Source organism: Candidatus Uhrbacteria bacterium CG10_big_fil_rev_8_21_14_0_10_50_16 (genome assembly GCA_002774875.1).
In the GTDB taxonomy this organism is placed as follows: Bacteria; Patescibacteriota; Patescibacteriia; order UBA9934; family UBA11717; genus UBA11717.
In genome coordinates, this window is record PCYM01000002.1 from 38,610 (window position 1) to 61,547 (window position 22,938).

General features: G+C 50.8%; 17 protein-coding genes, 3 tRNA genes and 1 rRNA gene. 13 read left to right on the plus strand and 8 right to left on the minus strand.

Features of this window, described 5'->3' with window-relative positions; translation table 11 throughout:
• Nucleotides 1–361: 361 nt before the first annotated feature.
• A 16S ribosomal RNA gene (locus COV06_01885) occupies nucleotides 362–1,837 on the plus strand.
• Between the two features lie 188 nt (nucleotides 1,838–2,025).
• On the plus strand, nucleotides 2,026–2,709 hold the full coding sequence (locus COV06_01890; GenBank protein PIR47726.1) for a hypothetical protein: 684 nt from the start codon (nucleotides 2,026–2,028) through the stop codon (nucleotides 2,707–2,709).
• Nucleotides 2,710–2,753: 44 nt separating this feature from the next.
• Here COV06_01890 and COV06_01895 read toward each other — a convergent pair.
• A tRNA-Phe gene (locus COV06_01895) sits at nucleotides 2,754–2,828 on the minus strand.
• A 247-nt stretch (nucleotides 2,829–3,075) separates the two neighbouring features.
• Nucleotides 3,076–3,152: transfer RNA gene (locus COV06_01900), tRNA-Ile, on the minus strand.
• 62 nt (nucleotides 3,153–3,214) lie between these two features.
• Here COV06_01900 and COV06_01905 point away from each other — a divergent pair.
• The 6 genes from COV06_01905 (at nucleotide 3,215) to COV06_01930 (ending at nucleotide 7,861) form a co-directional block, all read left to right on the plus strand.
• Nucleotides 3,215–4,387, plus strand: a complete 1,173-nt coding sequence (locus COV06_01905) for a hypothetical protein (protein ID PIR47727.1) — start codon at nucleotides 3,215–3,217, stop codon at nucleotides 4,385–4,387.
• 95 nt (nucleotides 4,388–4,482) lie between these two features.
• A tRNA-Pro gene (locus COV06_01910) sits at nucleotides 4,483–4,559 on the plus strand.
• A gap of 141 nt (nucleotides 4,560–4,700) precedes the next feature.
• Nucleotides 4,701–5,081, plus strand: coding sequence for a hypothetical protein (locus COV06_01915; protein ID PIR47728.1), 381 nt, complete (start codon nucleotides 4,701–4,703; stop codon nucleotides 5,079–5,081).
• Between the two features lie 397 nt (nucleotides 5,082–5,478).
• A complete protein-coding gene (locus COV06_01920; GenBank protein ID PIR47729.1) occupies nucleotides 5,479–6,270 on the plus strand; it encodes a hypothetical protein in 792 nt (263 codons plus the stop codon).
• Nucleotides 6,271–6,308: 38 nt separating this feature from the next.
• On the plus strand, nucleotides 6,309–7,175 hold the full coding sequence (locus tag COV06_01925; GenBank protein PIR47730.1) for a hypothetical protein: 867 nt from the start codon (nucleotides 6,309–6,311) through the stop codon (nucleotides 7,173–7,175).
• A 38-nt stretch (nucleotides 7,176–7,213) separates the two neighbouring features.
• Nucleotides 7,214–7,861 (plus strand): endonuclease III, encoded by a 648-nt coding sequence (locus COV06_01930; GenBank protein ID PIR47731.1) that lies wholly within the window; start codon nucleotides 7,214–7,216, stop codon nucleotides 7,859–7,861.
• Between the two features lie 32 nt (nucleotides 7,862–7,893).
• Here COV06_01930 and COV06_01935 read toward each other — a convergent pair whose 3' ends face one another.
• The gene (locus COV06_01935) at nucleotides 7,894–9,408 is read right to left on the minus strand and encodes a UDP-N-acetylglucosamine 1-carboxyvinyltransferase (GenBank protein PIR47732.1); all 1,515 of its coding nucleotides are present in this window, start codon (nucleotides 9,406–9,408) and stop codon (nucleotides 7,894–7,896) included.
• A 67-nt stretch (nucleotides 9,409–9,475) separates the two neighbouring features.
• On the opposite strand from COV06_01935, the gene COV06_01940 reads away from it, so the two are divergent.
• On the plus strand, nucleotides 9,476–11,275 hold the full coding sequence (locus COV06_01940; GenBank protein ID PIR47733.1) for a hypothetical protein: 1,800 nt from the start codon (nucleotides 9,476–9,478) through the stop codon (nucleotides 11,273–11,275).
• Between the two features lie 19 nt (nucleotides 11,276–11,294).
• Here COV06_01940 and COV06_01945 read toward each other — a convergent pair whose 3' ends face one another.
• The 4 genes from COV06_01945 to COV06_01960 all read right to left on the minus strand — a co-directional run bounded on the left by COV06_01945 (nucleotide 11,295) and on the right by COV06_01960 (nucleotide 15,983).
• Nucleotides 11,295–12,197: a hypothetical protein gene (locus tag COV06_01945; protein PIR47734.1), complete on the minus strand. Its 903-nt coding sequence runs from the start codon at nucleotides 12,195–12,197 to the stop codon at nucleotides 11,295–11,297.
• Nucleotides 12,198–12,271: 74 nt separating this feature from the next.
• Nucleotides 12,272–14,071: a translational GTPase TypA gene (gene typA / locus COV06_01950; protein ID PIR47735.1), complete on the minus strand. Its 1,800-nt coding sequence runs from the start codon at nucleotides 14,069–14,071 to the stop codon at nucleotides 12,272–12,274.
• Nucleotides 14,072–14,192: 121 nt separating this feature from the next.
• Nucleotides 14,193–15,026, minus strand: a complete 834-nt coding sequence (locus tag COV06_01955; GenBank protein ID PIR47736.1) for a hypothetical protein — start codon at nucleotides 15,024–15,026, stop codon at nucleotides 14,193–14,195.
• Nucleotides 15,027–15,047: 21 nt separating this feature from the next.
• Nucleotides 15,048–15,983: a hypothetical protein gene (locus COV06_01960; protein PIR47737.1), complete on the minus strand. Its 936-nt coding sequence runs from the start codon at nucleotides 15,981–15,983 to the stop codon at nucleotides 15,048–15,050.
• A gap of 45 nt (nucleotides 15,984–16,028) precedes the next feature.
• On the opposite strand from COV06_01960, the gene COV06_01965 reads away from it, so the two are divergent.
• On the plus strand, nucleotides 16,029–16,790 hold the full coding sequence (locus tag COV06_01965; GenBank protein ID PIR47738.1) for a hypothetical protein: 762 nt from the start codon (nucleotides 16,029–16,031) through the stop codon (nucleotides 16,788–16,790).
• 2,602 nt (nucleotides 16,791–19,392) lie between these two features.
• Here COV06_01965 and COV06_01970 read toward each other — a convergent pair.
• Complete coding sequence (locus COV06_01970; protein ID PIR47739.1) at nucleotides 19,393–19,968, minus strand: hypothetical protein; 576 nt, start codon at nucleotides 19,966–19,968, stop codon at nucleotides 19,393–19,395.
• Here COV06_01970 and COV06_01975 point away from each other — a divergent pair.
• The 3 genes from COV06_01975 (at nucleotide 19,967) to COV06_01985 (ending at nucleotide 22,928) form a co-directional block, all read left to right on the plus strand.
• Entirely contained in the window at nucleotides 19,967–20,533 is a 567-nt protein-coding gene (locus COV06_01975) for a hypothetical protein (GenBank protein ID PIR47740.1), read from the plus strand. The genes COV06_01970 and COV06_01975 overlap by 2 nt on opposite strands.
• A 402-nt stretch (nucleotides 20,534–20,935) precedes the next feature.
• Nucleotides 20,936–21,631: a hypothetical protein gene (locus COV06_01980; protein ID PIR47741.1), complete on the plus strand. Its 696-nt coding sequence runs from the start codon at nucleotides 20,936–20,938 to the stop codon at nucleotides 21,629–21,631.
• A gap of 511 nt (nucleotides 21,632–22,142) precedes the next feature.
• Nucleotides 22,143–22,928: a hypothetical protein gene (locus COV06_01985; protein PIR47742.1), complete on the plus strand. Its 786-nt coding sequence runs from the start codon at nucleotides 22,143–22,145 to the stop codon at nucleotides 22,926–22,928.
• Nucleotides 22,929–22,938: the final 10 nt, after the last annotated feature.

Below are 22,938 nucleotides of genomic sequence, written 5' to 3' on the forward strand. Positions count from 1 at the left end.
GATCCACAACCTCGCTCTTACCAATACCTCTCTAGCCCGCTTCCTCTCGCCTTTAAGAATCCTTGACAAGATTTTCAGCCTGTATTACAATTCCGTCGCATTGGAGTGATTCCTCTACCGACCTCATTCGGCCCCTGGCCAACGGTAGTTGAATATCGTCAAGGATCATTACAAGGAAGCAAAGTTGGAGCTCATCCTGCACTTCTGAGATTTGTCTCGGAAGACGCACATGACTTCAATCTTTCACAATTGTGCATTACGTGATTGTAACGTCTATTTCAAGTCCTTCTCTACTCCGAGAAGGCAACTGACAGATATTTATTGAATGTTTAATTTATTAAGCATTCGTAAGTGTTTATCTGAGAGTTTGATCCTGGCTCAGGATGAACGCTGGCGGCGTGTCTAAGGCATGCAAGTCGAACGAACTACTTCGGTAGTGAGTGGCAAACGGGTGAGTAACGCACTGGTAACCTACCTCGAAGTCGAGAACAACCATTAGAAATGATGGCTAATACTCGATGGTCATAGAGAGTCTACGGATTTCCCTATGTAAAACTCAGGTGCTTCGAGAGGGGCCTATGTTAGATTAGCTAGTTGGTAGGGTAATGGCCTACCAAGGCTCCGATCTATAGCGGGTGTGAGAGCATGACCCGCCACACTGGGACTGAGACACTGCCCAGACTCCTACGGGAGGCTGCAGTCGAGAATCTTCCACAATGCGCGAAAGCGTGATGGAGCGACGCCGCGTGCCAGATGAAGCCCTTTGGGGTGTAAATGGCTTTTCTAGGGGACGAATTCGTGACGGTACCTTAGGAATAAGAGGGTGCTAACTCTGTGCCAGCAGCAGCGGTAATACAGAGCCCTCGAGCGTTATCCGGAGTAATTGGGCGTAAAGCGTCCGCAGTCGGTTATGCGCGTCACACGTCAAATCTTGGTGCTCAACATCAAGGCCGCGTGTGATACGGCACAACTAGAGGTTGGGAGAGGTAAGCGGAATTGCTGGTGTAGCGGTAAAATGCGTTAATATCAGCAAGAACACCAAATGCGAAGGCAGCTTACTGGAACACACCTGACGATCAGGGACGAAAGCGTGGGTAGCGAATGGGATTAGATACCCCAGTAGTCCACGCCGTAAACGATGGATGCTAGGTATTGGAAGTATCGACCCTTCCAGTGCCGTTGAACCAAGCTAACGCGTTAAGCATCCCGCCTGGGGAGTACGGTCGCAAGACTAAAACTCAAAGGAATAGACGGGGACCCGCACAAGCAGTGGATCATGTGGTTTAATTCGACGATAAGCGATAACCTTACCTAGGTTTGACATATAGCTGCAAGCTCTGGAAACAGAGTCGCCTTCGAGGGTGCTATACAGGTGTTGCATGGTTGCCGTCAGCTCGTGCCGTGAGGTGTACCCTTAAGTGGGGTAACGAGCGCAACCCTCGTTCTGTGTTATATTTTTCACAGAAGACTGCCTACGCAAGTAGGAGGAAGGTGAGGACGACGTCAAATCAGCATGACCCTTACACCTAGGGCTACACACATGATACAATGGTAGGGACAATGGGTAGCCAAGCCGCAAGGCGGAGCCAATCCTTAAACCCTATCTCAGTTCGGATCGAGGGCTGCAACTCGCCCTCGTGAAGTCGGAATTGCTAGTAATCGTGGATCAGCGCGCCACGGTGAATACGTTCTCGGGTCTTGTACTCACCGCCCGTCATACCACGGGAATTGGTAATACCCGAACGTCGCTTTTGGCGGCGGAAGGTAGGACCAGTGACTGGGGTAAAGTCGTAACAAGGCATCCGTAGCGGAAGCTGTGGATGGATCACCTCCTTTCAACGGAATTATACGTTGGTCGAGGTCTTGTACATCAAGATCAGTCTCTCGAGACTAAAATCAAAGTCCGCGCAGTACCGCGGCAAGTAGACGTTGCAATCACGTAGCACACAATAAATAAACTCCCCATGTTGAGGCATGAGGAGTTTTTGTTTCTTTGACACGCTCAATAAGACACCGTAGGATAGAATGACTATGCACCCCTGGGAACACGAATATCGACAACATCAACTAATTCACGAGAATCTGGAACCGCTTGCCTGTGTCCGCGTTTTGTTGCGACAGCTCAAGAAACTGAAGTTTGATTTTGCCCATGCGCACGTCCTTGATTTAGGTACCGGCACTGGCAGACATGCACTTGCTTTTGCGGACAAGGGAGCAACCGCGATCGGTTACGACATCTCCCCTTCTGCTATCCAGATTGCAACGGCGAATCAAACAGATCATCCAGGTACGGCCACCTTTTCTATTCGTGATATTGGTGAACCCTACCCTGTTCAGGACGCATCGATAGATCTTGTTCTCGATGTCACAAGCTCGCACGCCCTCATGCAGCCTCAGCGCTCTACCTACATCAATGAGGTGACACGTATACTCAAACCAGGCGGATATTTTTTTGTACGAACGTTTGCCATGGAGGGTGATGCAAATGCCAAGCGGCTGATAAAAGAGTATCCAGGTCCAGAGCCAAGCACCTATATTCTCCCAGGGTTAAATCTTACGGAACGTGTTCTAACAAAAAAGGAACTTATTGAATCATTTCCTCGGCTCACCCTTGTTACCCTTAAGCAAGTAACCGGGTACACTGTAGTTGCCAATCAACGCTATAAGCGCAATTACTGGATCGCGCTCTTTCAAAAGCAGAGAGAATAGGCAAACAAAAAACCGCCTCATAAAGGTGGTTTTTACTTATCTGGTGGTGCCGGGAGTCAGAATTGAACTGACGACACGTGGCTCTTCAGGCCACTGCTCTACCACTGAGCTACCCCGGCGTTTTGGTTCCGCTTGTGTGTTCGCGATCTCTTTTTTCAGCCATTCCGGTGCTCGACAACGTACATATTCGTACGTATTACTTTGCTCCTCATAGCTTTAAAAAGATCTCATCAAACACACTTCGCTCACATATGCACGACTAACTTGCATCCGTACCATGATAGCCTTCAATGCACTTCGCTCGTATGGAACGCGCAAACAAATCCTGTAAAATACGTGATCAATCTCTATACACAAGAAAGTGATTGGTGGGCGTGCCAAGAATCGAACTTGGGACCTCAGCATTATCAGTGCTGCGCTCTAACCATCTGAGCTACACGCCCGTTGTAACGGCGCTACTGTATCAGTATTGCCCCAACATGGCAAGAGTGCAATAATGATAGATATGAAACACCTCCTCACCCTCCTATCCTTCTCCCTCCTGCTTCTTCCCTCACCAGGGCACGCGGAGAGCCTCTACAGCCACGTTGCCGTCAGTTCTGGGGTCAACGCCCCAAGTTCGATTACAGGAGCACCAGACGGGGCTTCTACCACATTTACCTCCTCCACCTCCTGGGTGGAGCCAGGATTCCCTCAAACCTCCACTGGAGACGTCTCATTTCAATACACGGCCCCCTCCGACGACCTCTATTCCATGACGGTTAATTTTATGAATGGAGCGAGTATTGAGCATTCGGCGATCGTGATTTTTGTAGGAACGGCCCCAACGGGTATCGAGACGATTCAAAACCCAGATGGGGTGACATTTGATCGCATTCACATCTCTCCAGATGATCCGTTATTTGGCATTGACGCCGTATGGATCGAAACTGCCGGATCAGATCCTGTGGTTGATCCAATCAGCGAGCCTGTAACACCCGTGGATTCCACGACAGACGACGCACTTACCGGACAGCCTGCTCCAGAGCCCTTAGATCGTCCAATCGGCTATCCTCGTCTTGTTAAACTCACAGATGATCACAACGCATCAACGCAATATGACACCGCTGTCTACGCGATCGATTCACAAGGAAAGCGTCGACCTTTCTCCAATGAGACCATCTACTTTTCTTGGTTTCCTGGGTTTGACGATGTAGAAGAAATCTCTGCAAGTGAGATGGCAAGCATTCCCCTTGGGGCGGCAATGCCCATGCATCAAGGGACATGGCTTGTGAAAATTCAAAGTACACCGGACGTCTACGCCGTAGAACAAGGGGGTGTCTTGCGACGTATCCCCGACGAGACAACGGCACTTTATTACTACGGACCAGACTGGGCAAAGCGCGTGCGTGATATTGCTCCCACGGATTGGCCGCGCTACACCAAGGGAGAAGATCTTTCCTACGTTCACCCAGATGACAGCATTGTGCGGGACCAGAATCTTGTAGTGTGGCATATCAGAAACGGCGTAAAACGACAGATCTCAGAAAATGATCTAGCCTTCTATGGGATCGATGACGATGTGATCGTTTATAGCCTGTTTAGTGTCTTTAATCCTAGCCTCGTAGACCTTGTTGACTCCTACCCAATCGGCATGATGTACGACCGATCGGACGACTTTAATTGGTACAGCTTTTAGGGCTCGACAAAGGAATGGGCTTGTGGCATAATGCCTCCGCTGATGAGTCATAGAGATGTTAAAGGCCCTGGCGCCTTTGCTCGTTATGCGCGGATCGGGCTGTAGCTCAGTAGGCTAGAGCGCTTGGTTTGGGACCAAGAGGTCGTGGGTTCGAGCCCCGCTAGCCCGACCATCATGAACACCACCGAAAGGTGGTGTTTTTGTTGTATTTACTGGCATTTTTTTTAAAAAAATAGGGCGCAATACCTTGACAAAACACCAAAATCGTGTTATAACGGCAGCAGTTTCCAAACCCCCGGATCTTGGAGGATCCATGCAGAACGTGAACGTGACTGTTGCTGGCGAAATCACCACCCTCCCCTGGAAGGAGGCCCTCCACCTCCTCCTGGAGGTGACAGAGTCGAAGCTCGACTTCGGCGACGGAGTCGAGCTGTCCCGCATCGGACCCCTCTGGGGGATCCGATGGACCGGACAGCCGTCCGCCCACCCGGGCACGGTGGACACCGCGGACATCCGCGGTGTGACGGTTCAAATGCGCCGTCACGCGAGAGCCCTCCCCCAGGCGTTGGAGGGGCTCCTGCGGGGGTCCCACCGCCGGGTGAGCCTCATGTGGGGCAGCACCCGGCGGTATGCCGGGATGGCACTCGAGCTCGTCGTCGAGGACGACGAGCTCTACGCCACGATCTCCGTCTGACAACCCCTGCTATGCCCCGCTTCCCAATCCTGGGAGGCGGGGCATACTGTTTGACAAAAAAACGTGCAGTCTGTAGCGTATAGGTAGTCCTTTTACAACAACAAAATCAATGACTCGAGAAGTAGTACTCTTATTACTCCCTGCAAAGCGAATCCGGGATGGTGGAAGCCGGATCATAGAATAAGAAGAAATTGGACTCGATGAGATGACGCGTGCTTTTGTGCGTGTCCGGCATCCCCCGTAACCTTGGGATAATGTGTATCTACGGAGCACATGAAAGAGCCTTCTTTTTTTAGAAGGAATTGAGGTGGTACCGCGGTGGTGGAGAACCCCCGTCCTCAGACAACGTCTTGTTGTCTTTGGGCGGGGGTTTTTTGCCCCACGCAAGGAGTGTCTCATGGATCTAACCCCTTTGTTCAAACATGCCTGGCGCGACCATGTCGGCATTGAGCGTGAATTTACGCTCAACCAGAATGAATGTGCCGTTCCCCTCTCACCTTCATTTCTTCGTTGCATGCATCATCTCCAACGTTCACTCGGACACAACCCAGATCGCTGGGCGCCAGAGCTCTCTGCGTGTCAGGTAGAGGATCGTACTGTGCCTCATCGACGGCTCGCAACACTGCGCTCCGACCTGGCTAGTGCTCAGAACCGTGGAACACGCGTAGCTGCATCAATCGGGTGCAGGCTTGCGGCATCCGAAGTCGTTCCTCATGATGTCGTACGAGTTACGCATCCGAAGTACAGACATCTACAAGAACGTCTCCCGGAGAATGTTCTCATGGCTGCCTATCGAGTAGCGGGTGTCCATGTGCACATTGGATGTGGGTCTCTCCATGAAGCCGTGGAACGTCATGATCTGCTCTGCGATGCCCTCGTGGAGCTTGCTCGCATCTCTGACCACAGCAACGGTGAGCGGCTGCGACTGTACGGTGAGGTGTTAGCCTTCACCATGGGATCGAATGCGCCTAATACAATCGGAACCTCGCCACATTACGAATCTCCAGAAGGCTGGCATGCACGCATGCGTGCGCTTGGAGTCGAGCAACTCGCCTCCTGTTACGACCTGGTTCGCATCACCAGTTACGGAACTGTAGAGGTACGTATCTTCGGCATGACAGAGTCACCAGACGAGATCATTGATTGGGTAGAAAGGATTCATTCACTCGTCGGTATTACGACGATCTAACGCCCCTGCCTGGGGGAAACCCCAGGCAGCTTACTTCTATGCCTATTTCTTCTATTACAACACACACTGGCAGTTCACCTGGTCCCACGGTGACGATTCTTGGAGCGACCCATGGCGATGAACCAGGGGGTGTTCGAATTGTTGAGCGCCTTCGTAACTATCTTGATTCACAACTTTTTTATGGCACCGTCAACTTAGGAATTGGAAATCCGGAGGCGTACAAACGACGATCTCGTTCTGCAGATCCCGATTCTAACACAAACATGAATCGCGTCTTTACAGCAAAGCGTCTTTTAGATCCGCAGCCGCGATCAAGAGATGTCCTTAGAGCTCAGGAGCTCGCACCACTTCTTGCAAAAACGGATTATCTTATAGATCTCCATGCGACAAGTCTTCCGTCAGAGCCGTTTCTCTGCTTTGGACTAAACCCTGAAAAACACTCCCCACTAACACGGTTCGCTCCAGTGCAACGTATTCTCATTGATTCAAATCATTTCATGGGTAAAGAGCTTGGAACAACGGATGCCTATGTGGATCGATCAGGTGGCATAGGTATTTGTTATGAAACAGGACAATGGTCCAATCTCTTACAACAGGATAAAGCTTACAAAGGCGTTCTGAATATGCTACAAGGAATCGGCGTGATCCCCAACGGTGCAGCCGTTACCGTACCTTCGCAGCAAATATATACAATCGTCGCGCAGGGTAAAGCAAAGAGTGCTACTTTCACCTTTGCACCGCGTGCTTCCCACAATTGGGCGCCTATTAAATGTCGTGAATATATTGGTTCACATGGCCACAGCACGGCCGAGCTCGCTACCCATAACGGCGTCATTCTGTTTCAAGTTCGTAAGGAACACATACGTCCAAATGGATTTCTCTATTCGATTGCTGCACCTGTGTAAGTCTTTGTACCCGGTCCATTTCTTGCTAAGATAAAAGCATGATCGCCTCTCAACAATCCTACAAAGAAGTTCTACGGCGACTACGGAAGCGATACAAAAAATCGCCAACAGATTTTGTGCACTGGTCTAACCCATTGGAATTGATCATGGGAACCGTACTGTCTGCCCAATGTACCGACAAGCGCGTTAACCAAGTCACAAGGGTGCTCTTTAAAAGGTATAAGACAGCAGCGGCTTACGCACAGGCGGATCTTGTGAAACTCAAGCAGATTGTTCGATCTACGGGATTTTATAATTCTAAGGCACGTTATCTTAAAGGGATCGGCACGATCCTTGTTCGCGATCATGGAGGAAACGTTCCCGCGGATTATGATGCGCTCATGCAGCTCCCCGGCGTCTCCAATAAGACGGCAAATCTCATTATGGCAAAAGCCTTTGGGATAAACGTAGGTGTTGCCGTCGACACACATGTAAAGCGCATTGCTCCACGCATCGGATGGGTGACAAAAACAGAGAACACCGCCAAAATTGAACGAGAGCTCAACGCCATTGCCGACCCCAAAGACTATCTTGATCTCAACGAGTACTTAATTTTGCTTGGTCGTGATGTGTGCGGCCGCACACCAAACTGTGCCGCCTGCCCGCTTAATGATCTGTGCAAAACTGGAATCAAAAACACCCACTAGGGGTGTTTTAAAAACGCAGCAAAAAACGAACACTACAACTGCCTAACCACTTTGATATTGGCACCAAGCTTACTGAACTTTTCGGCGATATCCTCGTATCCACGGTTAATGGAATAGACGTTTCGCAACATCGATGTTCCCTTTGCCGACAACATAGCAATAAGAATTAACATCGCCGGACGCAGCGCCGGTGGCGTAGTAATGTCAGCGGCCGTAAAGGCGACCGGACCATCCACCTGCGCACGATGAATATCTAACAACGTCACCTTCCCTCCTACTTTGGTGAGCTCCGTGTAATAAATCGCGCGGTTCTCATACGGCCAGTCGTGGATGAGTGTACGTCCCTTTGCCTTACATGCAATCAGAACAAAGAAGGGAAGATTATCCATGTTAATCCCCGGGTATGGACGCGGCGCGATCTTATCGGTCAACGCGGTCAGAACCGAGGGCAACGTTTGAATATCCACCAATCGCGTCTGGCCATTATCCGCAAGGTACGACTTTTTGATCTCATACTTAAATCCCATATTGGAAAGATAGAGCAACTCCAGCTCAAGAAAATCAATGGGACAGCGTTTTAACGTGATAGACGAATCCGTAACAATCGCCGCCGCTAAAAATGACATAGCCTCAATAGGATCCTCGCTTGGCGCGTAGGTAACGTCCATATTGATCTCCGATTTTCCGTGGATGGTCAGCGTAGAGCTTCCAATTCCTTCGATTTTGACACCGAGTTTTTGCAAATAAAAGCACACATCCTGCACCATGTAGTTTGCTGACGCGTATTTGATTACGGTTATACCGTCTATTTTTGCCGCCGCCATCAGCACATTCTCCGTTACCGTGTCGCCCGCCTCCGACAAAATAATCTCAGCCGGTTTAGGGCGTTTTACCTCCACGTGATACACACTTTCCTTGACCTGCACACGCAGCCCGAGTTTCTCTAACCCCTCCAAATGTGGGTGTACGCTGCGCGTTCCTAGTTTACAACCACCCGCATACGGGAGATCGAACGATTTTGTCCAATGCATGAGCGGCCCCATGAACATAATAATGCTCCTAGTTTTCGCACCCGCCTCTGCATCTAACCCAGCAAGATTAAGTTCTTTTGGCGGTGTAATTTTGAGATCATTCCCCTCTATCCACTTTACATTTACGCCGATACTCTCCAACACCTCAATAAGCCGATAGACTTCCTCAATACGAGGCACATGCCTGAGTGTGGTGACACCATTATTGAGTAATGACGCACACAGCAAACCCACGGCAGCATTCTTAGATGTGCTCATGGTCACCGATCCTTTAAGCTTTTTGCCACCCACAATCTGAAAGTTGAGTGCACCTGTCCCAAGAGACACAATCTGATAGTTGAGCGCGCGAGAAATCCGAGAAAGCGTGTCCACACTCAGGTTTTGTTCTCCCCGTTCAATCCGCGCTACGGCACTTTGGCTTGTTTTGAGTTGACGCGCGAGGTCTGCCTGCGTCATGCCTTGCTGTTTACGTAGTTCCGTAATAAAGGCACCAATCTTTTTTTGTTCGGTTTGCATAGTAAAAACATTTTATATCATATATGGTATATTGTCAATCAACAAAAACCTGCTATACTTGAGTCCTATGGAAAAGCCCTCCGCCTTTTTGAGACAAGAAGCCAAGAAGCGACCCGAAGCTGCAGAAGTCCGCAGTGCAAAAGCTGCAGAGCTCGTTGAGGCACGCACGCAAGACAGAGAACGCAGGGAGCGTCTTGCAGAACTCGCCGAGCAGATAGAAAACGGACGTTCGGAGGCATCACGCATAGAAGAAGGACTCCTTACAGAGGCAGCGCAAGAACTCTCCACTGTGGAACAACAACTTAAAGAATTGCGAACCAGTAAACTCGCGGAAGTTTGGAATTGGAGACAAATCAAACAAGTAAAGGCAGAGATTGCACAGATACGAGCAAAACAAGGCGAGGGGGAATCCAGCCTGTACGTTGCTCAAGACTCCGTCAATAAGGCACAGGAACAACTGTATGTCGCCAAGCAGAAGACGGATGTCCCATCGGCTCACGATATTTTGAATCAATACTACGAGGACGAGAAAGCTCTTTGGGAAAATCGTGAGGCTTCCATGGACGATGTAGCTGAGTATTTTAGGGCAGACAAGCTTGCCGATATGGATATGGAGAGCTATGTGGACCTGCTGCGCCGCTTCCCTTCCGAAATGGTTACACACGTTAGCCGTCGCGGCATCCGAGATCATGCCGAGCTTAGTTACCATACCTCTGGATTACAGGAATATCATGCAGCGTTTGATAGTGTCTTGGAAACAGGTCGGCTACAGTCAGCAATCAGTATTAAACTCGAAGGTGATCAAAAGGATGACGCGATTGCAAAACAGCTTAAATTAGACTCCTTTGCGACAAAAGAAGAAGCCTATGCGCATCTTGATCAACTAACCCAACGAGAAGGCTGGAATAGTTTTGCCGATCATAGCGCTGTTCATTTTGCCACAGAATGGGTGGCCGATGCCTACTACGGATCCGAACGAGATAATGAAGTCTTTATTGCGTTTCCCTCTGCCCTTATTGCATCCGAATTCCAGTTTGGCGGGGGGCATGGTCGCGATCTTACAGAAGCAGGTGAAGACTCAGTAAGAAATGATTTGTGGGTTTGGCAAAAAGACGAGGAAGGCATCCCAATTGATGCAGGAGTCACATTCCTGCCAAAAGAAGCAGCCGTGGATCCAGAAACAGGCTCTCGCTATGAACTCGATACGGACAAAAACCCTATCGTTGATACGGAACGTGTACAACAATTAAAATCGGTACTTGAATCCGGAGTCATTATTGAACTCGCAGCAGCATCCAGAGAAAAAGAATATGAATCCTACTCTCTTCCACCGTCAGAAAGAGTGTGGAGAAAAAAAGAGATAGAAACCGAGCTAAGGAAAAACATTCAAGAGGCACTGGGTATCTCTGATAAAACAGCCAAGGATGTACTCTATGACGTTGTGCCTCTCGTCGTCTTATCAGAGAGAGTTCAAAAAGCCCTTGCTGCAGAACCAGATCCAAACAACCAAGTAGTCGAGGATATGAATAACGCCCTTATTAAAATGGGCGCGTATTATAAAACGGCAGAAAGGACGATTCCCTCTCAAGAGTATTGGAACAAACGATTCGAGGCGCACCCGGACCAAAAACCAAGTAAAGTCGTTTTTTACGAGGGGGACTCACCTTCTGCCGCCCTCTATAAATGGCGAAAAGACAACGGGTTAACAAAACGCAGTGATAGCTTAGATGGCGACTTGAATGAAAAAAAGGTTACGACCGGACAAGATACCATCGTCCAGTCTCGCTACAAAGACATTGCTCGTTCCATTATCGACAAACATTTTGATCAACAAGACACCTCCCAAACAGAAAAACAGGCCGCGTAGGACCTGTTTTTTTCTTAAACTACTTGAGCCGAGAAACGTCGCGGGTAAAGCAGTCATGACCAACTTTATGCGCGTAAAAGTCACGCTCGGCGAGTCCACTTCCATAAGGAATTGGTCGTGAGTATCCCATGTCCGCGGTTGGTGCATAGGTAAACGTGGCACAAAGTTCATAGGTCGTGTCCGTCAACCGATTGTACTCATACCCCTCACCCGTTTGTGGATCCACGGGTAACGTAAGGTATACGTTGACACCCGTAAGCGATTCTGGAAGTGCTGTTTGTTCATACCAATAGTTTTCTACCGCTCCTTGCACGGTCCACAAGTCTGTAACACGCTGGTTGTCTAACTTTTCTAGACGCTGTTGTGCGGGAGATTCCATGATAAAGAATCCGCCAATCACGCTTGCTGCCAACAGCACCAACGTGACACGTGCCAACCACATCATCTTGACAGGCATTGCCTTAGCCTCGCGTCTGATATCCCAAATGTAATACGCAAAGACCGCAGCCGCAACAATTAATACGGAGAGGGTTTTAAGCGCAAACCGCATGGACAACTCGCCACCGAGAAAATTATAGATCAGCGTCGCGAGATCGATCATAATAGTAATCCCCGACACAAATAGCGTGAGATGAATCAACCACCTACGAATCGCCAGGCTATATTTACCCGCGTGTGCCAGCATATCCTTGTTCAAAAACCACGCAACCCACACGTAAACCGGCGTAAATATGATCAGAACAGACAAAGAAACACGTAGGACGTCTGAAACATTATTAAAACTATTCACCGGATCCGGAAAAAAGTGGTTCACATATTGAAACAACGTCGAGATAGCCGACACAGAAATCGTATAAAGCGTAACGGTCACAAGGAGGTACAAGAACACGTCCCGAGCCGTTGAATTGGTTGTTTGGTTCATATGGTATTAGTATAGAGCGGTTGCCCGTTTGCGACAAGCAACTACCAAAAAACCCGGTTTCCCGGGTTTTGTATTTACATTTTTGAACCGTGACGTTTGCGATCCACCTCTGTGAGGTACTTTTTACGAATACGCGTAAAGTGGGGCGTTACCTCCACATACTCGTCTTCTACAATGTACTCAAGTGCACGCTCAAGCGTCATATCCAACGGCGGCGTGAGGTTAAGTGCCTCGTCCGCACCGCTGGAACGCATGTTGGACAACTGTTTTCCCTTACATGGGTTAACGGTCATACTCTCTTTGGCGCTTGCCCCAATCACCATTCCCTCGTATACCTCAACGGTAGGCTCAATAAACAAGGTTCCTCGTTCCTGGAGGTTGGCGAGCGAAAATCCAAGTGCTTTACCTGTAACTCCAGAGATAATGGATCCCGTTGTGCGTTTCTCAATCTCTCCCTTGTACGGTCCGTAATGCGAGAAAATGTGCGATAGCGTTCCTTCGCCCTTGGTGGCCGTCACGAAATCCATACGGTATCCGAGCAATCCACGCGTAGGGATGACGTACTCAAGTCGCGTAAATCCGTCTCGGCTTTCCATGTTGATCATCTCGCCTTTTCGCTTTCCAAGCGCTTCAATGACGGCGCCCGCACTCACATCTGGCACATCAATTGTTACGGACTCATATGGTTCTTCTTTTACACCATCAATCATCCGAATAATTGCTTGTGGCTGACTCACCTGTAACTCATACCCTTCGCGTCGCATGGTCTCAATCAACACCGCAAGGTGCATTTCTCCACGTCCACTCACATGGAACGCTTCACCAGTATCGGAATCCGTAATCTGCAATCCAACATTTGTCTCCAACTCGCGATCAAGGCGCTCTCGAATCTGTCGGGACGTAACCAGGTTTCCATCTTTTCCAACGAACGGCGAACTGTTGGCCATAAAATCCATGGTCAACGTTGGCGGGTCGATGTGAATCGCAGGTAGCGCCTCCACGGTAGCGTCTTGTGCTACGGTCTCTCCTACGTTAATGTTTGGAATTCCGGCGATAGTCACCACGTCACCGGCATAGGCCTCTTCCACGTCTCGCTTAACAAGACCCATCGTAGTTTGCAACTTGGTGATTTTTTGATTTTCCTTGGTTCCATCGAGTTTTGTAACCACAACGGACATTCCTGACTTCATGGTTCCCTCTACGATGCGACCCATAGCCATACGACCAACGAATTTATCGTACGAGAGGTTGACCGGCTGCATGCGCATTGGCTTGCTATTCTCGCTCGGTGCTGGTGGCACGGTCGCCAAAATCAAATCAAACAACGGTTGCAAGTCGGTTCCCTGTACCCTTGGATCCGTAACGGCAATCCCGTCTCGTGCGATAGTGTAAATGTACTTAAAATCGAGCTGTTCATCTGTTGCACCCAATTCGCTAAACAAATCAAACACCATATCCACCACCTCATCTGGGCGTGCGGAGGGTTTGTCGATTTTGTTGATCACCACAATCGGCTTGAGGCCAAGTTCCAACGACTTGCGCAACACAAACTTGGTTTGTGGCATAGGACCCTCGTAGGCATCCACGAGCAAAAGCACGGAATCCACCATTTTAAGCACACGCTCCACCTCGGATCCAAAGTCTGCGTGACCTGGCGTGTCGATAATGTTGAGCTTGGTCTCGCCAAGCATAATAGCCGTATTCTTTGCGTAAATGGTGATTCCGCGTTCTTTTTCCAAGTCATTATTGTCCATCACGCGTTCTTCAATAATTTCCCGATCAGAAAAGGTACCAGACTGTTTAAGCATGGCGTCCACAAGTGTCGTTTTACCGTGGTCAACGTGAGCAATGATGGCGATGTTTCGAAAATCCATATTAGGTGCAAAGAATCAATACCGGCGGAGTATAGCTGGAAATGCCGTTTTGGTCAAGTACAGGAGGTGTTAAAAGACAAAAAAAACACTCGGTTGTTGAGACTTCTGGGTGTTTGTCTGGTTATGACTGATTGGTATCAATAATGACACTCACCGGATCTCCCAAGTGGTCCCATGTACTTTCTGGGATGTTTGAGACGAGTTTTGGAACACCGTGATCCTCGTGCACACGCAACTCTGATACATAACCCGACAACTGTTCCTCGTCTCTCAGTCGATCCGCAAATTCTGGCGTCTCAAAATCTCTTACAGAATATCCTGGGAGCGGAACCCGAGAGAAGCTCTCCCCTTTTGATTGAGGCTCTACAAAAAGTGTCAATTCCATCATCGGTTGAATCACATGACACCAGGCCAGGTTATCGTCATACAGTGCCAACCGTTTGAGCCGCATCGACGCGCCGTGCTCAGACAGATAGTACAGCGAATCATCTGGACGAATTGTATCGGACACCTCACCTGGTGCACCCCCAGATTGAGTCGCAAACTTGTAGCGCCACACGGACTGTTTGTCTAAATATGCTGCGATATCATCCACGGCCTCTTTGGTAATACGACGATACGCGTCAGATGTTCGCTTAAGACCTACTAAACGTTTAACGGTTCTCACGCGTAGACGTTCCACCTCTTGCGAAACATGACTTAGCCCCTCCATTTCCCGCTCGGGAATCATAGGATACTCAAATGGTAACGCAGCAAGTTCACCTTTCCGTTCTTGCATTGCTCGCAGATGACCGATAACCAAGGAGGGTTTTACTGATTGTTCTGGTTTCTGTACCTCTCCTTCTAATACCTGTACCGGTTGTCGATATTTACTTTTAAGATCTGCCAAAAGACGATCGCTCCCCATGGCACGCAATCGCTCTTCCTCAGATGACCCACCTTTGTATTCACTCATACATTACACGTTCAAAATTCTTTATTTACAAAGATACTTATGGACCACAAATCTAAACGGCAGCAACATAATTGCCCACGGGAATACTACGAGCACCGTTGCAAGGAGTACGTTTGGATCGGAAAAGTAGAGACCAGCAAGATAAATAGCCAGTGTAAAGTTCATAAACGTCATGCAAATGGAAACGGCTGTACGATCATTGCAAGGACGCCAGTACGCCACAAAGTAGCCCGCCACCAGTAGCAAACTAATAAAACAGAACAAAGCGATAACGAGTGAGAGGAGTGTTTGATCAAGGTTGGTCAAAATGACATGCGATTGCTTTGCCACAACGCCCGCAATCAACATGCCGAGTAGCAGAAGCGAGATCGGCTTAAAGGTAAATGCCATTTTCTGAATGTGCTTTTGAAAAAACGATCGAACACCCTGTGCGAGAACAAACGGAATAACGATCACCTTCACTAAACTCCAAAACATCGTCACACCGCTCACGGTAACGGCAGTGCTCGCAAAAATACCAATCACAAACGGGATCGTAAACGGTGCTAGCAAGGACGTTGTGAGAGTAAGGACAAGTGCAACATCTGTTTTACCTCCTACAACCTCCGAGAGGAGAGGTGCTGTCATGCCCGTTGGCATTGCCGCAAGAAGCATGAGCGCAATCGCAAATTCCGGCACAATCCATTGCGCCAACAGATACACAACGGACGGCAACAGCAAGAGCATAAACACGTTTGCCGCAATCAACATCTTTGTATTTCTGACCGTGCGGAAAATCTCTGTTGGATTGAGCTTGAGGCTCGTGAGAAAAAAGATGATTTGCAAAAGAAGCGTCGCAAAGGGTGCGAAAATTATTGCGGAATCAGGAAGAAGCAAGCCTGCTCCAAGAGCCAAAAGAATAAGAAAGAAATAGGACTGGACGAGCTGTACGAACCATTGGATAAGTCTTTGTGACATAATAGCTTTAGTATACCTCACCGTCTCTGTTATACTGAGCCTACTATGTTAAACAAATGGATCAACACGTTTATTCAACTTGGGTTGAGTGAAGTGGAATCAAAAATCTACTTTGCGGGGTTGGAGTTGGGGCCCACGAGCGCGCAAGAATTAGCACGCAAGGCGAGTGTCTCACGCACGGCCACGTACGATGCGATTAATGCGCTCAAAGGGAAGGGATTGTTATCGACGTTTCAAAAGGGAGCAAAAACGGTGTTCACAATCGAGCAGCCTGAGGACGCGCTGCGTTACTTCCGCAAACAATCGCGACAAATGCGAGATAAGATTGAACTCATGGAAGAGGCCGTGCCGGAAATGAAAAGCCTCTCACCTGGGGAGAAGCCGTTTATTCGATTTTACGAGGGACCCGAGGCATTGCGCAACTTATTTGCGGACGTACAGGCCGTCAATCCTCCTTCCATCTACGAGTTTGTAAATATTCAGGATGTGTATCATTCCGTGCACGACGGGACACCAGAGGTTAAAAAAATATTTGCCGAAGCTCACAATGTATCAGATCCATCACGGCAAGATATACGTCTCCTACATACGGGAAATGTACGAGAAAATTATCAACATCGTAAAGGCGTAGCGTTTCGACAACTGAACAATTCATTTGGTGAGTTTCACGGCGACATCTGGATTTATGGCGACCGAGTTGTGTTCACCTCATTTAAGGGATCCATTATGGCAATTATCATTCAAAGTGAAATGTTTTCTCAAACTGCCCGTGTCATGTTTGAAGCCGCCTGGTCTATAAGCAAATAACAAACCGCGACCTGCCAGGTGGGCGGATCGCGGTCACAAGATCTGGCGGATCGCGGGGCGCGGACGTCGGAGAACCGACGCCGCACCCCGCTCTCCGCGCTTCTCAGCCGTTCATGGTGCCCTCCTGTGGCCATGGCTGGTGAAGCTATTCTTCCAACAAAGTTAAGGTCTCTGTGAAGACCTGTCCTTGTAGATGCGACGCCGAGGGGGCGTCGTGGTTGGAGTCGCGTGGTACGCGACTTCCGGCCGGGTCTTTCACCCGGCGGAGGGCTGTGGGGGGGGCTAGCCGCCGAACATGGCGTACCCCTTTCCAGGTTTGATGAACGCATGAGCGCGTTCAATCAAAACCATCTATACCACAATTTTGCGGCTTTGTCAAGCGTAAGAGGCGTGTTTGTTCGCCTGCGACGTACTAAATAATCTTAAATTTACTGTGAGTTGTCCGCCAAAAGCGTACAAAATAAACCGCTAACTTAAGCGGTTTATTTTAATTCTGGCAACAATGGATTGACACAATGCCTCTTCCATGTTAATCTGCTTTGTTCACTGATAGAGCACAACGCCTCAGTGATCCATGCATCTTACAAACAAACAGTGAAACAGGGCTTGTAACAACTACGTTGCAAGAACAAAGGACGATCGATATGGATCGTTCTCCTGGAATGTGCGTATGGCTGTAGGAAATTTCATGTAACGGCACTACAACGTACGGCAATCTGGATTAAAAAGGCTGGATCCATGGTCTACAACACCGTTTGAGACACATGTGTCCCCGCCACGCGGCCCCGCCGCGGATCTCTCGCTAGCACCACATAGACGCCATGCTATAGCTGGTAGCGGGAGATCCGCGGCAGAGGACGCAACCTGTCCAATCCGCACAAGAACTCTGTTGCCGGTGGGACGGCAAAACAGGGTGGGTGCTTGGCACACCCAGACCATCTGGTCAAAGATAACTCCTGGTAACAGGAGGAAACTCATGGCGGTAACACCATGGGGATGCGAAAGCATTCATAGCGCCACGCCTATCATGACGTATCCACGTTGGGTCGGGAGACCCCTCCAGGATCGGTACTGGAGTTGATAGGTGCTTGCGGGTTGGAACCCTGCAAGAGTGAGTGCGGACAGTGGATTCTCCAATCCACGTTTGCACAGCAATGGTTTGGGCTACGCCCTCAACTGATCGCAACCATTTTGTTACCGGCATCGCGCCCGAGTGGCGCGACCAATCAACCACCGGGTTGGTTTGCTGGGGCAATGGCGATCAGGTTGTATGCAAGGAAGGGCCTAACCGGTGAATCGTTCGTGTCAGTCATCTGCACGGCGATGATCCGGATAAAAAGGCGGATGGTTTGGGCGCCCCCCATTCCGTCCGCTCAACCAGGAGTCCCAGGCCGGCCAGCCAGGATTCTGAAGTTGAGAACTTGCATACTCCTAAGGCTGACACCCATCAGCCGACCGAATTCCATCGGGTTTTTCCGCTCAGACGGGCGGAAGACACACGGAAGGGTCAAAGACTGGTTGGCGGTCGCAACCGTCTCGCACAGCCTGAGAAGGCAACCAGCCGCGGGAGTAAGCACTTGCGTTACTTATTCCCACCTTATCTTCGCGCCCGAGCTTGCAATTCTGCTTGCTCGGACGCTCCACAAACTGCTTGAGTAACTCGAGCTGTTCGTGGAGGAGGAGCGATGGCCATCACCCCCAGCTACGGAGTGGTGCGTCACGGCGCGGTCTGGTTTACCACCAGCCCGCAGCAGCTCAAGCGTGAGGCCCGTGAAAAGGCCGATCGCGAGCTGCAGGCGAAGCGACCTTGTGTCGTAATCCGCCGCCGCGCGCACCGGTAGTCCTCATACGCTCGTGGGTCACACGAGCGTAAAAGGGTGCCGCAAACACCCTGCCCTAGCCAGGCAAAACCCCCGGGCTGCAGGTCCCATCTTGATTGAAAATTCCTGCACAACGTGGACCTGGGCACTGCTCGGGTCTTCCACAAAGGCGCGATCCTGTATGGCATTTTTGTGGAGGATACAACTCACTTACTGTTCTCGGAGGAGAACGAGGAGGTTCCATGCGTCGATACACATTGTTCAGTAGCTGGCGTCGATCTGAGCTCGAGATCCCCTCCTCCGGGAGAAGGATCAAGAAGCTGGATAGGACGTTCGAGGTCGGCACCCCGCGGTACCTGAAGTGGCTCCGGCGCATGTTCCCCGATCAGGTTTACCTGGTCGTGGCGCAGGGAACCATGCCTCAAATGCTCGACCGCGTTCGCGCGCGGTTTGGACAGGAGGAGGTTCCCGGCGTGGTGTCTGCCACCGTTCAGCTTCAGCGGGACATCCGAGAAAACCCAAGTCTCTACTGAAAGGAGGTGCTTCCGTGGCCTGAGGAGAATCGCTTCTTGGGCCCTGCATAGAGTCTTTGCAAAACGAAGGTTCTATGGAGGAAAGGAAGTGTCAAATACCCCAGGTGGTATTGACGGCACTTCTGGCGCCTCACGACCATGTGCTCTCACCAGCACAAATTGGTCACAAAAGAGACGAACAGCAATGCGTCGCGGCTGCCAGTAGGAGGTATACGTACGAGGCCTGAGAAGATTCACTTCTCGGGCACTCTACAGAATTCTAGGCAGAAAAGGATTCTGAGAGTTAATCAATGTACGCAACAAGAGATTGGGAGGTGTGCGATGAACAAGCTCAATGTGGTTGAGATAGGTCTTCGTAATGGCAAGGGTCTGAGCTTCACCTGCGGCAAGCTCTATGTCCGCATTACGGTAGACGGCCTCACGCTGCGCGTTGAGACCAACCTGCCGGTGCGGGCCAAGGAGCTGGCCGAGTCCGAGACGACCCCCGTTCGCCGGTCCGTGTTTGACCGCGCCGATGAGCTGCGCCGAGGAGGACGGCACAGCGACGTGGACGTGGCGGCAACAGGAGGGCGGCGGGTGATCCGACGCAGAACGTAAACCCCAGCCCGCGATCGGAACACGCGGCAAAGGCTGTTCCACCCCTCGCCCTCGCGAGCAGACCCCTTGCGTTTGAGCCACGCAATCGGGTCCCGTCCAGAACGGGGTAAGCCATCGCTCCGGGCGGTCACGCGCCCCCTTGCCTGAGGTCAACTGATTCTCGGGCACTGCATAGAGTCCTTGCTGCACGAGGATTGTATGGAGTCTACAACTTTTGGAGGTCACCATGCGCCTGTTCGGACTTTCTGACTGTTACGATGCGATGGATCTGTACGTCTGCATCAACGGCAAGCACGTGCTCCTGTCCCGGTCGGAGGGGTGGGTGTCTGCCCGTGTGAAGCCGTGTGACAAGAGCTGTGTTCCCACGGAGATTGATCTGGAGGTGTGGCTGCAGAAGGCACCGCGGAAGGTCCGCAAGGATCCTCGGCTGCTCGCGTTCGTGGAGCAAGGAGTGCCCGCGTACACGGTGCACCGTTCCTTCGCCAAGCGCTCCGGCGGCAGCGAGACGGTCTGGATCGGCAACCTGGCGATCACGTGGAGCTTTTGCGACGCGTCGCGGTTGAGCCAGCGGGACCGGTGGCGAGACCGCTTTGAGATCTGCCCCATCGGGGAGAATGATCTGCTGTGGTGGATCCGCGACGTCCTCCCGTCCTCAAGACGGCTCGAAGACGTTGCCGAGGAGATCCGTCGCAATGACGATCTGCTCCTGAGCGAGCTCCGGCAGCGCGGCACTCCGGACGCAAACACCCTGGACGCGGATGCCTTCCGGCAGTTTCTCTTGAACCTGCTGTAAGAAGACGATCGTGCTCCCCAGCTCCCCGGTTCTCGGGTTGAGCCAAAATCCCTACGTCAATCCCATCTGTTCTTCTGGTGGGATTTGGCTTTTTTTGCTACATTTCTATTTAATTTTCATCGCCCAACAAACCTAGGGCGGCGGCATTTATTTATAAACAATACGACCTGAGACTTGATTATCTTATTTTTCTTTTAGGCTAAAATTAGCCATTTTTCCATGGTCACCTCTTGACAAAAGGTGTTTTTTATGGTATAAGATTGTTACGCCAAAGGTGGAATAGGTTCACCTAACGCGCAGACGATCCGGAACGCTGATTCATACAGCATTCTGAAAGACGATAACGGATCGGTCTCGTGCAAGCGAGATACCTATGAACGGGGCTTACCACCCCACGGAGTGATGATGGAAAAGGAAACCAACGTCATGGTGCGCCTCCCGGCGCGAGAATGGGAAATCCTCATCAAGGAGGTCCTCGCCGCAGAGGCAGATCTCCCCTCGTGGGAGTGGTGCAGAACAAGCGGAGCCCCCCGCGAGGAGGAGGGGCGGCGGCGCGATGCCGCCAGGACCGCTCTGAGGGTGGCCATGGGTCGCTCACCGGCCAACGAGAGGATGGAGGACCGTCTGGCCAACAAGGCCGGGTGCGTCCTCCTCGTGGACGGCCGGTTTGAGATCGGGGGCTCCGTTGGGGAGCGCAAGCTCCTGATCAACGGCCGAATCCGGGCCACCCTCCGCCTGGGGGGCCGTCTGGACGGCCGCGTGGATGTCGTCACCCGGGAGGCGGCCGAGGCCGCCTACCAGGAGCGACGACAGGCCTCCCGCCACGCCGAGGCCGCCTACAAGGCGGCCCGGCAGGAGCTCATCCACGAGCTCCTGCAGGCGGACCTGGCCGAGCCCGCCGACTTCGGTCGGTGGACATACGCCTACGGGCAGTTCGGTGGGTATTTCTACCGAACGGGGGTGAGCGGCCCCCGCGTCGCCGCCAACTCCGCCTTCGTGGCGGCGTTCGGCCGCGACTGGAGGAAGACCGCCAACGATCGGCGTTGCGAGAAGATCGAGCTCGAGCTCGATCGTCGGCTCTACGGCGCCCGCTACTAGCCCCCCAAAAAAATCCTGAGCAAGCAGGAACCCTTCGGAGCACATGTCTTGCTACATGTCTCCACCTACGCCCCGAACCACCCCCGTGCAAAATCACGGTCTGGAGGTCCGGGGTTTTGCGTTTTAAAATAGCTGTCTCTCTTAAACACCCGCATTTTTTTAACATGTTTTCCTGCGTGAGGAGATGCGACGGGTGAAGAAGATGAGATACATCTGACCGCCCAACCAAGAACCGACCCCCATCGATACGTCGATGAAGGGCGACGTCACTCGGTGGGCGGTTCTTGTTTTTGTTCGTCTCGCAGTAAACATCATTGATACGCCAGGCGAATATTTGAGAGGATAGTGATATAGGTTGAGTATTTCTACCAGGTGATCACTAATGACTTATGCCGTAGAATTATCCTCTACATCTCGATAAGCACGCATTGCCCTTTTTTCAGTACTTTGCTAAGTTACATACATGAGTAAGTAGATTTTATTTCCCCAAGTGAGCATAATCCCCTATCTTATGAGTGAGCTCAACACAATCAAAACGGCGCTACAACACCTGCATGCAAGCCCGAACGCCATTTCGTTCTTTCTAACGAGCTACAAGCTGAGTCGTTCTTCCGTTGGACTGATTGCCAAGACCGCCAAGATGGATAGGTCTTCGGCATACATCGCCTACGAGCAACTCAAAGAGCTAGGTCTCATGGAGGAGGAGACGGTTGGCAGACGAAAGGTGGTTTGGACACGCGAACCAAAGGCCGTCATTGCTCGTCTACGCACCGAGATCCGCCGCATGCGAAGGCAGGTAGAGTCTATCGAAGAAGCAATGCCGGAACTCCTCGCACAGTATGGCAGTCGTAATGACCGCCCCGTTCTGCAAGTATTTACTGGAAACGACGGTCTCCATCAGATAAAGAACGATATCTTGTCGGGCTCGGGCTTTGAGCTTCTCCTCATGTCCAACTTCCGTGAGGAGGCTGAGGTTTTTTCACGAGAGGAGCATGACAGCTTTATTCAACAGCGACTCTCGCAAAACATCACACTGCGTCTCATTGCGACAGACTCTCTCGAGGCACGCAAGATCCAAAGCTCCGATGCAAAAAATCATCGTGAAACTCTTGTAATAGAAGGTGATGCCCCATTTAATAATGAAACCTACATCTACGGCAATAAGGTCGCGATGCTCTCATTCAATGAGCAAACTGGCGTTATTGGCTTTATTATTCAGTCAAAGGAGTTTGCAGATGCGCAGCGCTGGATGTTTGAGCAGATTTGGAAACAATTAAATACAAGTAACAAGACTTGATAGCAGCTCA